8 protein-coding genes and 1 tRNA gene are annotated in these 13,888 nt (G+C 55.6%); 8 read left to right on the forward strand and 1 reads right to left on the reverse strand.

Annotation, left to right across the window (positions count from 1 at the left end):
• Positions 1 to 2: 2 nt before the first annotated feature.
• Entirely contained in the window at positions 3 to 1,079 is a 1,077-nt protein-coding gene (gene mltC, locus CPH57_RS17380; protein WP_033644661.1) for a membrane-bound lytic murein transglycosylase MltC, read from the forward strand.
• A gap of 48 nt (positions 1,080 to 1,127) precedes the next feature.
• On the opposite strand, the gene speF is transcribed toward mltC, so the two are convergent.
• On the reverse strand, positions 1,128 to 3,293 hold the full coding sequence (gene speF / locus CPH57_RS17385) for an ornithine decarboxylase SpeF (RefSeq protein ID WP_033644924.1): 2,166 nt from the start codon (positions 3,291 to 3,293) through the stop codon (positions 1,128 to 1,130).
• A gap of 705 nt (positions 3,294 to 3,998) precedes the next feature.
• On the opposite strand from speF, the gene CPH57_RS17390 reads away from it, so the two are divergent.
• The 7 genes from CPH57_RS17390 (at position 3,999) to CPH57_RS17420 (ending at position 13,406) form a co-directional block, all read left to right on the forward strand.
• Positions 3,999 to 4,074: transfer RNA gene (locus tag CPH57_RS17390), tRNA-Phe, on the forward strand.
• A gap of 976 nt (positions 4,075 to 5,050) precedes the next feature.
• Positions 5,051 to 5,623 (forward strand): sorbitol dehydrogenase family protein, encoded by a 573-nt coding sequence (locus CPH57_RS17395; protein ID WP_046687809.1) that lies wholly within the window; start codon positions 5,051 to 5,053, stop codon positions 5,621 to 5,623.
• A 3-nt stretch (positions 5,624 to 5,626) separates the two neighbouring features.
• The gene (locus CPH57_RS17400; RefSeq protein WP_033651316.1) at positions 5,627 to 7,282 is read left to right on the forward strand and encodes a GMC family oxidoreductase; all 1,656 of its coding nucleotides are present in this window, start codon (positions 5,627 to 5,629) and stop codon (positions 7,280 to 7,282) included.
• Positions 7,279 to 8,697, forward strand: coding sequence for a cytochrome c (locus CPH57_RS17405; protein ID WP_096242595.1), 1,419 nt, complete (start codon positions 7,279 to 7,281; stop codon positions 8,695 to 8,697). Before CPH57_RS17400 ends, CPH57_RS17405 begins: the two co-directional genes overlap by 4 nt.
• 232 nt (positions 8,698 to 8,929) lie before the next feature.
• Positions 8,930 to 10,132 (forward strand): lactonase family protein, encoded by a 1,203-nt coding sequence (locus tag CPH57_RS17410; protein ID WP_096242596.1) that lies wholly within the window; start codon positions 8,930 to 8,932, stop codon positions 10,130 to 10,132.
• 1,043 nt (positions 10,133 to 11,175) lie between these two features.
• Positions 11,176 to 12,471, forward strand: a complete 1,296-nt coding sequence (locus CPH57_RS17415; protein WP_096242597.1) for a lysine N(6)-hydroxylase/L-ornithine N(5)-oxygenase family protein — start codon at positions 11,176 to 11,178, stop codon at positions 12,469 to 12,471.
• Between the two features lie 50 nt (positions 12,472 to 12,521).
• The gene (locus CPH57_RS17420) at positions 12,522 to 13,406 is read left to right on the forward strand and encodes an ATP-grasp fold amidoligase family protein (protein WP_033651313.1); all 885 of its coding nucleotides are present in this window, start codon (positions 12,522 to 12,524) and stop codon (positions 13,404 to 13,406) included.
• Positions 13,407 to 13,888: the final 482 nt, after the last annotated feature.

Raw genomic sequence — 13,888 nt, forward strand, 5'->3', positions numbered from 1 at the left:
AGATGAAGAAAATTTTAGCTTTGCTCGTAATAGCGCCTTTGCTGATCTCCTGTTCCGGCAAAAAAAGTGAAGAAATCAACGAAGCCTGGATCAAAGACACCAACGGCTTCGACATTCTGATGGGCCAATTCGCTCACAACATCGAGAACATCTGGGGTCTGAACGAAGTTCTGATCGCCGGGCCGAAAGACTACGTCAAGTACACCGACCAATACCAAACCCGCAGCCACATCAACTTCGACACCGGCGCCATCACCGTCGAGACCATCGCCACCACCGATCCGGCCGCGCACCTGCGCCAGGCGATCATCAGCACGCTGCTGATGGGTGACGATCCGGGTTCGATCGACCTCTATTCCGACGCCAACGATATCCAGATCAGCAAAGAGCCGTTCCTGTACGGCCAGGTGCTGGATAACAAAGGGGCGCCGATCCGCTGGGAATGGCGCGCGGCGCACTTCGCCGATTACCTGCTGCAGACCAAGCTGCAAAAACGCACCTCCGGCCTGCACGTCATCTACTCGGTCACCATCCAACTGGTGCCGAACCACCTGGACAAACGTGCGCATAAATATCTGCCGATGGTGCGCAAGGCGTCGGAAAAATATGGCGTGGACGAGTCGCTGATCCTGGCTATCATGCAGACCGAATCGAGCTTCAACCCGTATGCGGTGAGCGGTTCGGACGCGCTGGGCCTGATGCAGGTGGTGCAGCACACCGCCGGTAAGGATGTGTTCCAGATGCGCGGTAAATGGGGCACCCCGAGCCGCAGCTACCTGTTCGATCCGGAGAACAACATCGATACCGGCACCGCCTACCTGGCGATCCTGCAGAACAACTACCTGGGCGGCATTCAGAACCCGACCTCGCGCCGCTATGCGGTGATCACCGCTTACAACGGCGGCGCCGGCAGCGTGCTGCGGGTGTTCTCCAGCGACAGAACGCGCGCGGTGGGCATCATCAACGGCATGCAGCCGGGCGACGTGTACCAAACGCTGACCACCAAGCACCCGGCAGCCGAGTCGCGCCGCTATCTGGTGAAAGTGAATACCGCGCAGAAGAGCTACCGCAGAAAGTAGCGCTTCCCGCGTGGATAGAAGAAGGGCCGGTGCGAACCGGCCCTTTTTTCATGGCTTGATCATATAGCCGAAGATGCGCTTCCAGCCGTGATCTTTTTTCTCGATGTAGACCCCCTGCAGCTCCGGCGAGAAGCCCGGCAGGCGGTTGATGCCCTCCTCGAGCGCCAGGAAGTAGCGCTGCACCGCGCCGCCCCACACTTCGCCCGGCACCACGCACAGCACGCCCGGCGGATACGGCAGGGCCCCTTCCGCCGCGATGCGCCCTTCCGCCTGGCCGATCGGCACCAGCTCGACGTTGTCGCGGATAAACTCCACGTTGGCGTCCTGCGGGTTCATCACCACCGGCGGGAAATGATCCTGACGGAACATCTCCTTTTGCAGCTGCTTAACGTCAAAGCTGACGTACAGATCGTGCATCTCCTGGCACAGCCGGCGAATGCTGTAGCCGCGGTAACGCTGCTCGTTCTTGCGGTACACCGTCGGCAGCACCACGCTCAGCGGCGCATCCTCTTCGACATAGCGTTCGAACTGCGCCAGCATCTCCACCAGCTGTTCCATCTTGGCCGGGTTCTCCGCCGGGGTAAGCAGGAACAGGATCGAGTTGAGATCGCACTTCTCCGGCACGATGCCGTTCTCGCGCAGAAAGTTGGCCAGAATGGTGGCCGGCACGCCGAACTCGGTGTATTGGCCGGTCGCGGCGTCAATCCCCGGCGTGGTCAGCAGCAGCTTGCACGGATCGACCAAATACTGATCCTGGGCGTAACCTTCGAAGCCGTGCCACGTCTCCCCCGGTACGAAGGTGAAGAAGCGCGCGTCGTTGGCGATCAGATCGGTATCGTAATCCTGCCAGTCCTTGCCCGCCACCTGCAGCGGAATAAACGGCTTCAGCTGCGAGCAGCGCGTGAGCAGCTGTTTGCGCGTCTCGATGCCCAGCTTGACGCAGTCCATCCACATGCGGCGCCCGGCGGGGCCGGCGTGCATCTTGGCGTTGACGTCCAGCGCGGCGAACAGCGGATAGAACGGGCTGGTCGACGCATGCAGCATGAATGCGTTGTTCAGATGCTTATGGTTGCAGTGGCGCTTTTGCCCTTTGATATGGTCGTCTTTCTTATGGATCTGCGACGTCTGCGAGAACCCCGCCTGCTGTTTATGCACCGACTGGGTGACGAAAATGCCCGGATCGTGTTCGTCCAGCTCCAGCAGCAACGGCGAACACTCTTTCAGCATCGGGATAAAACCTTCGTAGCCCACCCAGGCGGAGTCGAACAGGATGTAATCGCACAGGTGGCCGATGGTGTCGATCACCTGGCGAGCGTTGTAAATCGTGCCGTCGTAGGTGCCAAGCTGAATGATCGCCAGCCGGAACGGCCGCGCCGCCGTGGCCTTCTCCGGCGCCACCTCGCGGATCTGCTCGCGCAGGTAGCGCTCGTCGAAGCAGCGCGCATCGATGCCGCCGATAAAGCCGAACGGGTTGCGGGCGGTTTCTAGATACACCGGCGTGGCGCCGGCCTGGATCAGCGCCCCGTGGTGATTGGATTTGTGGTTGTTGCGATCGAACAGCACCAGATCGCCACGGGTCAGCAGCGCGTTGGTCACCACCTTGTTGGCCGCCGAGGTGCCGTTGAGCACGAAGTAGGTTTTATCAGCGTTGAACACCCGCGCCGCATGCTTTTGCGCATCCTTGGCCGAGCCTTCGTGGATCAGCAGATCGCCCAGCTTAACGTCGGCGTTGCACATGTCGGAACGGAAAAGGGTTTCACCGTAGAAATCGAAAAACTGCCGGCCGGCCGGGTGCTTGCGGAAGAACTCGCCGCCCTGATGTCCTGGACACGCAAAGGTCGAATTCTCCATCTCGACGTAGGTCTTCAGCGTTTTGAAGAACGGCGGCAGCAGCGCCTGCTCGTAGGCGTCGGCAGCGGCCTCCAGCTGCGCCATGTAGAATGGCTTGCTGGCGCCGGCCAGCAGCGCAAAGACCCCGCTGACAAACGGCAGATAATCCGGGGAAAGATGCTCGTCCCCTTCCACCGCCACGAAGGTCGGAATATCGAACCCCGTCGCCTGCAAGCGCGCCAGAATGCCGGCATCCACGTCGGCGACCGACACCACCACTGCCGCCACGTCGGTGTAGTCCGTCTGCTCTACGCGCACGATCTGGCGCAGCGTCTCAATGGTGGCGACCAGGCTGGCGCTGGTTGCGATTTTCAATTCTTTCATCATGCTGACTCTCAAACGGTGAAGGATGAGGGTGTGCCACCGGCACGGTAATGAGATAACGCGGTTATCCCGGTAAAAGCGATACCCGGGCACGGCAGCATAAGCGGCGTGCGTGACCGCCTCATGATCGGGGACCATCAGGCAGCTATCGGGGGAACTGGTCTTGGCAGCGTCCGACAGGCATCAGTAAAATCAGGGCCGCAGCGCTGGCTTTACGCATGCCTAACAGCGAGCATCAGGCGGCCTTACCGCATGATCGGCAGGCGTATTCGGACGGATGGCGTTCGGAGCAAGCAAAGACGGAACGGTGGCGGCGTCAGAGGTCTGGTGCGCGACAGCGCTTGAGCGACAAAACCAGTCATGCCAATAACCCTCTGACTTATAAGAAGCGGGAACACCGTCAGGGAACGGAGAGTGCTAAAATTTGCGCAATGATTGCATGATTCGTTACGAGGTTCAAGCGAGAATCATCTGGGTTGAGCTTGCGTTAACGCAAGCATAACTTATTGTTACTTAACAATAAACATGAAAAACAACATTGATAAAGTGGTATAAATACACGTTTTTTATGCATATTTATTGGGTGCCGATATCGCCACAGGCTCTAGCGCCTCGGGTTCGCTGCCTGAAAATAGAGCAACCGATCGGCTTTGTGACAGAAAGCGATTGACGCCATCCGACCAATACGGTTTAATGCGCCCCGTTGCCCGGATAGCTCAGTCGGTAGAGCAGGGGATTGAAAATCCCCGTGTCCTTGGTTCGATTCCGAGTCCGGGCACCATATTCAGAAGAACCCGCCTATGGCGGGTTTTTCGCTTTCTGGGGTACGGACTCTCCATCGAACTGCGTTCGATTATTCGGCCAAAGGCCTCACCCTACGGGCCAGCGCTAAAGCGCTGTTCAACGCGGCGCCAGCGCCGGTTGTCCGAGTCCGGTCGCCCTATTCAGAGAACCCAGCCTATGGCTGGGTTTTTGCTTTGCAGGGACAGGACTCTCCATCGAACTGCGTTCGATTATTCGGCCAAAGGCCTCACCCTGCGGGCCAGCGCTAAAGCGCTGTTCAACGCGGCGCCAGCGCCGGTTATCCGAGTCCGGGCACCATATTTAGAAGAACCCGCCTATGGCGGGTTTTTCGCTTTCTGAGATACGGACTCTCCATCGAACTGCGTTCGATTATTCGGCCAAGGGCCTCACCCTGCGGGCCAGCTCTAAAGCGCTGTTCAACGCGGCGCCAGCGCTGAGACCTTGAATACCGAGCAGAAGTGCTCCTGTTCCTATCTCTTTAACCTAAATCTCGGCCTTTATATTCGCAGTCTTAATTGATGCCCGCCCCCTGCCCTGTGTTTACGGCACTGTATTATTTCCATTTGCGCCATAACCCAACCCTCCTTATTTTCGCCGTCATTTGAATTAATACGCAAACACGGGATACCATTAATGTTTTCATTCTGCGCCTGATAAAAACCCACAGCCACAAACCGATAAAAACATTAAATAACAATCAATTAAACAGAGCCCCATCACATAATCCCCTGCCGTTATTAAAAATAAACCAAAAATGCGGTCGGCACTCACCTTGTGATTTTTTGATAAATACCGTCCGTTGCCGCTGCTAATTTACCGACAGGCGTTCTTAAAACATCACATCGGTGAAGATCGTCATATCACCGTAATAGAACGCTTAATTTAGCCTGCTCACCCACTGATATTTTGGCCTTTTTTGGCTCTGGCATTAAACACCCGTTGAGAAAAAACATATGGAATATGGTTTATCAGACAATGGCGAACAGCCGGATCAACATGGCAAGGGCGTCAGCCGCAGAAATGTCTTGCTCGGCCTGGCGTCAACGCTTGTCGCCACCGCATTGGCCGGCGCCCCATTCCTCACGCTGGCGGAACAGCATACCGCCGCGCAAAACCCCCTGCTTTTTGCCCGTTTCTTCGCGCTCTCCCGGCAATTGACAGAACGTCAGGATATTGACCCTGGCATTTCGGCTCGTATTTTCACTGCGTTGAGCCTCGCAAACCCGCAATTCTCATCACAGGTTGAGCGATTAAGCGCACGCGTGAAGGCCGGACAAAGCGCCCGGCAACTTCAGCAAATCGCCGGCCAACTGGGGCTCTCGGCATTGGTCTCGGCCATCGTCACCGCCTGGTATACCGGTACCGTGGGCCAGGGGGCAAACGCCAGTCTCATCGCTTATAAAGATGCCCTGATGTATCGCCCGGTTAAAGACGCCTTGATTGTGCCCACCTATTGCGGCAACGGCCCGCTTTGGTGGACCGCCGCCCCGCCTGAGGTTAACGCCTTACTGCCCTCTGAGAGCTGAATCATGAAAAAACCGGTATTCACGGCTGATGGCGATGCCTCGGCCGATATTGTCATCGTCGGCTCGGGGATCGTCGGCGGCATGATGGCGGACCAGTTGGCCGGCCAAGGCTATTCCGTGCTGGTATTGGAGGCGGGCCTGCGTATCGATCGCGCGCAGGCCGTCGAAAACTGGCGCAATATGCCGTTTGATAACCGTGCGGGCTCCGATTTTCAAGGCTTGTACCCGCAATCAGCCTACGCCACCGCGCCGCTCTATTTTCCGCCAAACGATTATGTCGCGTTAAGTGGCCCAAGCGCGGACAGCTTTAAGCAGGGCTATTTACGCACCGTGGGCGGCACGACCTGGCACTGGGCGGCCTCCTGCTGGCGCCATCTGCCAAACGATTTCAAAATGAAAACGCTGTACGGGGTTGGCCGCGACTGGCCCATCGCCTATGACGATCTCGAGCCCTACTACTGCCGCGCGGAGGAGGCGATTGGCGTCGCCGGCCCAAACGATCCGGCCAAACAATCGCCTTCAGCGCGCAGCAAGCCTTATCCCATGGATATGGTGCCCTGGGCCCACGGAGATACGCGGTTCGCCGAAGTGGTCAACCCGCACGGTTACCGCTCCGTACCGATCCCCCAAGGGCGCAGCACGCGACCATGGCAGGGGCGGCCCACCTGCTGCGGCAACAATAACTGCCAACCTATCTGCCCGATTGGCGCCATGTATAACGGCATCCATCACATCGAACGCGCCGAAATGAAAGGAGCGCTCGTGCTGGCGGAAGCGGTGGCGTACAAAATCGATACCGATGGACAAAATCAGGTTACCGCCGTGCATTGGCTGGACAACCAAAAGCGGTCGCACAAAGCCAGCGCCAGCGCGTTCGTCCTGGCATGCAATGGCATCGAAACCCCGCGCCTGCTGTTGATGGCCGCCAATGCGCAAAACCCGAATGGGATCGCCAACAGCTCCGATCAGGTTGGCCGCAATATGATGGATCACTCCGGCTTTCACTGCACCTTCCTGGCGAAAGAGCCGCTGTGGCCAGGACGCGGCCCGGCGCAGAGCAGCTGTTTGGTCGGCCCGCGCGATGGGGATTTCCGCAAGCATTACTCAGCCAACAAGATGATCCTCAATAACATCAACCGCGTTTTGCCGGCTACGCGTCAGGCCCTGGCGCAGGGCCTGGTGGGGAAAGCGCTGGATGACGAGATCCGCCGCCGCGCGGCGCACGGCGTCGATTTGTCCATCAGTCTGGAACCGCTGCCCGATCCCAATAACCGTCTGACGTTGAGCGCAACGCGCAAAGACGCCCACGGTTTGCCTTGCCCGGACATTTACTATGACGTGGGGGACTATGTGCGAAAAGGGGCTGAAGCGGCGCACCGGCAGCTCAAGCATATTGGCCAATTGTTTGATGCCGATGAATTCACCATCACCACCAGCCTGAATGCCAATAATCACATTATGGGCGGCACCATCATGGGCAACGATGAGAAAAATTCCGTGGTGAACGGCGATTGCCGTGCGCACGATCATCCGAACCTGTGGCTACCCGGCGGTGGCGCCATCCCTTCAGCCAGCGTGGTGAACAGCACGCTGACGATGGCGGCCCTGGGCCTTAAAGCGGCGGACGACATTGCCCGCAAACTGGCGGTGAAATCATGAGAAAACCTGCAAGGATAGCCTGGCTGGCGCTGCTCTTCGCGGCGGGCGGCGGCTCGGCGTTCGCCGCCGACGAAGGACCGTATTTCGGCGCCGAGCTGATTGAAAAAGGCGAGCGGCTCGCGGTGGCGGCGGACTGCCAGGCCTGCCACACCCAAACGGGAGGCGGCGAGCGATTTGCCGGCGGTTACAGCATCGCCACGCCGGTAGGCGTGATTTACACCACCAACATCACCCCCGACAAGGAAACCGGCATTGGCCGCTACAGCGAAGCGCAATTCGCCCGCGCCGTGCGTGAAGGCATTCGTGCGGACGGCACCCCGCTGTACCCGGCAATGCCTTATACGTCATACGTCAAATTGAACGACGAGGACATTCACGCGCTGTACGCCTACTTTATGAACGGCGTCGCCCCCGTCGTTCAGCACAACAGGCGAACCGAACTGCCCTTCCCCTTTAACCTGCGCTTTATCATGCCGGCCTGGAACAGTTTGTTTCTGGAAGAGGGGCATTTCAGCGCCGACAGCCGCGAAGATGCGCAATGGAACCGCGGCGCCTACCTGGTCAACGGCCCTGGACACTGCGATACCTGCCATACGCCGCGCAACGTGTTACTGGCTGAATACAGCGGGCAACCGCTTTCCGGCGCCATGGTCGGCAGTTGGTATGCGCCCAATATTACTTCCGACCCGATCAGCGGCATTGGCGGATGGAGCCAGGCTGAGCTAATCCAGTATTTGAAAACCGGGCGCGCGGCGGGAAAAAACCAGGCGGCGGGGGGCATGGCGGAAGCGATAGAAAACAGCCTGCAATATTTGTCGGACGACGATCTGGCCGCGATTGCCGCTTACCTGAAAAACAGTCCGCCGATCAGAGATCGACGCGATACGCGGCCGGCAGACAGCTTTGGCAAGCCGTTCAACGTTGAACCCGAGCTGCGCGGCGCGCATCCGCCGACCGCCAACGAGACGGTGATTGACGGCGCCGCCTTGTTCAGCGGCAACTGCGCCAGCTGCCACCAACCCGACGGCAGCGGCAGTCAAAACCAGGCCTATCCATCGCTGTTCAACAACACGGCGACGGGCTCGCGCAATCCCTCCAATCTGATCTCGGCCATTTTGTTCGGCGTCGAGCGCCGCGTCGGGGATCAACATATCCTGATGCCGAATTTCGGCCCGCAATCCTATGTCAATCCCTTGAACGACCAACAGATTGCGGCGATCGGCAACTATGTCTTGCAACATTACGGCAACCCCGCGGCGCACGTCACCGCCGAAGACGTTGCGATCCTCAGACGAGGGGGCCCGGCGCCCTTGCTGGCCGAGATGCAGCCCTATATGGCACCGGGGTTGGGCGGCGGCGCGCTGGCGCTACTGGCGGCCATCGCGTGGCGGGTGCGCAAACGCCGCGGCGCGTGATTCACGCCAATTAAAGCTCCCTACGCTGGCGGCCGCAGGGAGCTTGTCTGCCGGCGCGCAAGGCTCTGATGCCATACGCCAATGATGTGCTAAAAATAGGCCCCGCCGGCGTTTTGCACTATTTTGGTTATGTCTGCCTGTTCATTCTGGGCGGTGCCTCGCTACGACGATAAACCCTGTACACCGTTCGCCTCGGTCACAAAACACAGTCAATCACGCCAGGAGCCCGACCATGAAAAACGCAACGTTCCCCAGCATCGCCAAGTTTTCCTTTCTGTCTTTATTATTGCCGGCCTGGATCACCCAGGCCGCTCCCCCGCAGCCGCAGCCGGGCAGCACCGCGCAAATCGTTTTGATTGGCACCTGGACAGGGGAAAGAGACGGCGATCGGGTTCAGCCGCCCGTTTATCCCAGCCAGGGGATGTATCGGTTGGCGCTCAACGAAGACGGCAGCCTGCTGCCATTGAATCGCATAAAAATGGACAGCCCTTCCTGGATAGTTCTGAGCAAAAATCGCCAATTTGCCTATACCACCAATGAAACTCAGCAAGGCCAAATCAGCACGCTCAGGCTCGGCAAAGGCGGCGACCCGCAACGCATCAGCGGCATCGACTCGCAGGGACAAGAGCCGACGCATGCCGCCATCAGTCCAGACGGGCGCTACTTATTGGCCGCCAATTACTCCAACGCCCCCGGGCATGCCAGCGTCATCGTGGCCCCCATTCTCCAGAACGGTGAACTCGGCGAGGTGCTGCAGCGCTTTCCCTTCACCAAGGGCTCAGAGGCCGTTGCCGAGCGGCAAGCCAGCGCCCATATTCACTCCGTCAACTTCACCCCCGACGGGCGCATGATGTACGCCGCCGATTTAGGCGGCGACATCATTCATGCCTTCTTCTACGACGCGGCAAATAAGGCCGCGCCGTTCAGGCTCGCGCCGGATTACGATTTGTCGTTTCCGCCGGGCACCGGCCCGCGACATATGATCTTTACCGCAAATGGCAGATTCGCCTACGTGATCAGCGAAATGTCGGCGAATATTTTTGCCTACCAGATTAATAACGATCGGTTGGAGAACATCCAGACATTAGCGCTGACGGAAAGCACCCGCGCGGATGCAAAGGGCGGCGGCGGGCTGGCGTTTTCCCCTGACGGAAAATACCTCTATGCGAGCAATCGCCAAAAAACCAACGAAATCGTGGGTTATAAAATTAACCCGAAGAATGGCAAACTCACGCTGATTGGCCGCACGCTTTCCGGCGGAATCGAACCGCGCGCTTTCGCCTTCGATAAAAGCGGAAAGTTTTTGCTAGTCGCCAATGTGTTTAGTAATAACGTTACCGTATTACAACGCGATCTGGATACCGGCGAATTATATGGCAACGGCGTAAGCGTCCAGATAGGTACGCCAACTGACGTTAAATTTATCCACGAGTAAATTATTGCTGCGGCAATCCGTTTGTCGCAGCGCCAACATCGATTCTCTTGCCCACACGAGCGCCATACTTTACCCCATTCCCATGGCGTTTAACGTGTCGATAACGTGAACGCTCAGGTAATGAGAATCATCATCAGCGGCAAAGGAATTATAAAAGAGAAACGCCAAAACAATTCAAACCGGGTTGATATCATGGCGGCTACATTCAGGCAAGTTCCGGCGGCACACGGATATCCTTGCACGTCACGCCGTCGCTGAACCTAAACGAACCTAAACGTCAAACTGTCGGCCAATCGGTTTTTAATTGGCGCTTTTCCAACGTCAACAGGCGCCTCTGTATATAACATGAACATTCACTCATTGAAATTAATGCATATAGGGATAATTTCCCGCCATACAGGCCCGCAAACAACAAAACTGGGCGCATTGGCCGGTGTGAAAGCGGATACCCCCATGCCGCCCAGACGCAATAGCTCTCGCATCCAAAAGATAATAACACATTGAATACAATGATAAAAATACCATCAAAACGGCCTAATTTCATAATTTCACTTTAATTTCATCTTTTCAAAAAGCGCTCAACGCCTAATATCATGTTATTTCACCTTCCCAGAATCCCTTTTAACGCTATTCTAAGCAGCGAATACCTGATTCAAGAAACACAAGCCGAACGCAGAACGGCGTATACACGTTAACAGTCAATAGTCGATGCCAATCCCATGCGGCTTATCCTCTTTGCGGAGTGTCGTTTACATGGAATGATGAACGCGGTTTCTAAGATTATTGCTTAAGAATATTAATTAAACACATACGCAAACTTTCGCAGGGACTTTCATGGAAAGAAATACACCCGTAGCCTTTACCTGATGTGCTACCGAATTCTAAACGGGCATTTAAAAATGACGCATTTTTAACCCGCATATCTTTTAATTATTTTTAATTCATGTCGTTTACTTATAAGAAAAAGGCAGCCTGGTTGCTATAAGCCAACCCCTTTGCAGCCGTATTTCTGGGTATTATTCTCATTATACTGGAGCTTATTAATGAATCAGCGTTTCGATATCATCGGTATTGGCCTTGGCCCGTCGAATCTTAGCCTGGCGGCCTTAGGGAGCGAAATCGAGGGATTTACGGGGCAATTCCTTGAGCGCAAACCTCATTTCTCCTGGCACCCGGGCATGATTTTGGCTGACTGCAACATGCAAACCAACTTTTTAAAGGATTTGGTGAGCGCGGTTGCCCCAACCAATCCCTACAGCTTTCTCAACTATCTGGTAAAAAACCGAAAATTCTACCGTTTCCTGACGACCGAACAGCGTACCGCATCGCGTGAAGAGTTCGCCGATTACCTCACCTGGGCCGCAAGCGGGATGGGATCGTTGGCGTTCAATCAAGACGTTCAGCGAGTCGAGTTTGACGATCGGCAACGCCAGTTCGTGGTGACCACCTCACGGGAAATCTTCCACGCCAGACACGTAAGTATCGGTATTGGCAAGAAAATAAAGTTACCTGATTGCGTGACGGCGCAAAACGATCGCTGTTTCCACGCCAGCGAAATGATGCTGCGCAACCCTAATCTGGCAGGCAAACGCGTGGCGATCGTCGGCGGCGGCCAGAGCGGCGCCGATCTGTTCCTGAATATTTTTAAAGGGGAATGGGGGCAGCCGGAACAACTCGACTGGATATCGCGGCGCAACAATTACAACGCGCTTGATGAGGCGGCCTTTGCCAATGAATATTTCACGCCAGATTACGTCGAGAGTTTCTACTCACTGGACAGCGCGGCCAAGCGGCATATGCTGGCCGAACAAAAGATGACCTCAGACGGCATCACCAGCGAGTCGCTGCTGGCCATCTATCGCGCCATGTACCACCGCTTCGACGTACTGCGCGAGAAATTATGGGTGCGCCTGCTGCCCAGCCGTTCGCTGACGGCCGTAAAACACACGCTGGATAACGCCTACCAACTCGAAACGCGTCATCATCTCGATCACGGCGAGGAAATCTTCAAGGCGGACGTGGTGATCTTTGCTACCGGTTATCAATCGGCGACGCCTGAGTTCCTTGCGCCTCTGGCCCACCGACTGTTGACCACGGCGGACGGCGAGTACCGCATAGCCCCGGACTTTACCTTTGAGTGGGAAGGCCCGGCGGAGAACTGCTTATTTGCGATGAACGCCAGTATGCATAATCACGGCATTGCCGATCCTCAGCTGAGCCTGATGGCGTGGCGTTCGGCCCGCATTCTTAATCGGGCGTTAGACCACCAGCCATTTGATTTGGGAACAACGCCGACAGCCATTCAATGGCGCAGTGAAGGCGCGCCACCCGCGTTTTAAATACAAGAACGTCTTAATCATTGTCACTATGCTTTGATGGAATTACGTATATGAAAAGACAAATAAACAAGTTCATTATGAATCAGTTGGCCGTATTGGCCCCCGAATTCAAGGCCAGATTGATCTACAAAAGAGCATTTGGCAAACCGCTGAACTTGCAGGCGCCATCGACCTGGAATGAAAAAATCAATCACCTTAAGTTGAATGACTACAGTAAAAATGCCTTAGTCACTCAATGCGCAGATAAATATGCGGTTAGAGAGTACATCAAGGCAAAAGGATGTGAAGAGATCCTAAATGAGCTGTACTTTGCCTGTGATTCGGTACAGGAGATCCCATGGGAAACGCTGCCTGAGAAATTTGTCATCAAGGGGAATCACGGCTCAGGATATAATTTAATTTGCCAGAATAAACAATCGTTGAACATTAAAAGCGCCTCCCAGCTGATCGATGGCTGGATGAAAGACGATTACTGGAAAACCTATGTAGAACTCAACTACAAAGGGATACAAAAAAAGATCATTGGAGAAAAGTATATCGAATCGGCCAATGGTCACGGGCCTGAAGACTACAAAATTTATTGTTTTCGCGGCGTGCCATACTGCACCTTGCTGTGCGTCGGCAGGGATACCGGGACGCCGAAATATTACTTCTTCGACAAAGATTTCAAGTTCCTTTGCTATAGCGAGGACTGCCTGGCGTTGAGCCAGGAGGAGATAGATGCCTTCGTGAAACCGGAGGGATACGATGAGCTGTTTGAGTATGCCGCTCGTTTGTCAGCGCCCTTCGAGTTCGTGCGCGTTGATTTCTACATCTCTCAGGGCCAAATCATTTTCGGTGAGCTGACCTTTACCCCCTCGGCCGGGCTGGATACGGATATTCTGCCACCGACCGATGTTTTGCTTGGCAAGATGCTGACGCTGCAACAGCACTGATTATCATCAACAAAAGGCGGCGCAATTCCCCTGCGCATCCATCAAACAGGAGATACCGGCCGGCGTTTTCGCAGGCCGCCCGCCGGCATCTCACTGTGGGGCGGCGGGCCGGCACCGCCCCGCCACCTGCGCTTAATCCACTGCGGAGTGGCTTGCACCGCCATCGGGAACGTTCCCCCTTGGGCGACATAACCCCTTGAAAAACAATGGCATTAGAACATTAATAAGAATCGTTTACATATTTATAATAAAATGTTCTATATGTATAGGAAGCTATAATATAAGATACCGGAAAGTTTCCCTGGTGTTGTTGTGTGTCTTTGCCCTATTTTATAGGGCTTTTTTTTCGCTAACACCCATTGATGATTGAGTGTTTTTGCACCCATCAGCAGATTACCCCCTCAAAAAAACATAATCATTTCTAATTAATCGTAACCCTTCTTATTCCTGACTTGCCAATAATAACAATGAGTTGCTATTAA

This window comes from Serratia sp. JKS000199 (assembly GCF_900215455.1).
GTDB lineage: Bacteria > Pseudomonadota > Gammaproteobacteria > Enterobacterales > Enterobacteriaceae > Serratia > Serratia ureilytica.

Bases quoted from the DNA above. Each gene is read 5' to 3' on its own strand.
- mltC (WP_033644661.1), top strand. From the start codon at position 3: ATGAAGAAAATTTTAGCTTTGCTCGTAATAGCGCCTTTGCTGATCTCC.
- speF (WP_033644924.1), bottom strand. From the start codon at position 3,293: ATGAAAGAATTGAAAATCGCAACCAGCGCCAGCCTGGTCGCCACCATT.
- CPH57_RS17395 (WP_046687809.1), top strand. From the start codon at position 5,051: ATGGAATATGGTTTATCAGACAATGGCGAACAGCCGGATCAACATGGC.
- CPH57_RS17400 (WP_033651316.1), top strand. From the start codon at position 5,627: ATGAAAAAACCGGTATTCACGGCTGATGGCGATGCCTCGGCCGATATT.
- CPH57_RS17405 (WP_096242595.1), top strand. From the start codon at position 7,279: ATGAGAAAACCTGCAAGGATAGCCTGGCTGGCGCTGCTCTTCGCGGCG.
- CPH57_RS17410 (WP_096242596.1), top strand. From the start codon at position 8,930: ATGAAAAACGCAACGTTCCCCAGCATCGCCAAGTTTTCCTTTCTGTCT.
- CPH57_RS17415 (WP_096242597.1), top strand. From the start codon at position 11,176: ATGAATCAGCGTTTCGATATCATCGGTATTGGCCTTGGCCCGTCGAAT.
- CPH57_RS17420 (WP_033651313.1), top strand. From the start codon at position 12,522: ATGAAAAGACAAATAAACAAGTTCATTATGAATCAGTTGGCCGTATTG.